Annotated in this window: 1 protein-coding gene; it reads left to right on the top strand. The window is 49.8% G+C overall.

The window, feature by feature from the left end:
* Window positions 1–273, top strand: a 273-nt coding sequence (locus Q5762_RS38390; protein WP_315896946.1) for an NlpC/P60 family protein, incomplete at both ends; no start/stop codon positions are given.

Here is a 273-nt window from a genome sequence, read left to right on the forward strand (position 1 = left end):
TGGCGTGAGTATGGAATCAGCGTCTCTAACTACGAGCGCGAAGATGATTGGTGGGAGAAAGGCAAAGAGCTTTACAGCATGGAAAGGCTTAATGCTGAAGGATTCTTCCAGATCACCGACCAGATTAGGCGTGGCGACATTATTCTAATGAATGTGCGGTCTAAGGTTCCTAATCACGCTGGAATCTATCTTGGTGACGGCCAGATGCTGCATCACCTACATGGCCGATTGTCTCGCCGAGAGAACTACGGAGGATATTGGGCTGAGCGTACC

It is taken from the genome of Streptomyces sp. P9(2023) (genome assembly GCF_032436795.1).
Classification (GTDB): domain Bacteria; phylum Actinomycetota; class Actinomycetes; order Streptomycetales; family Streptomycetaceae; genus Streptomyces.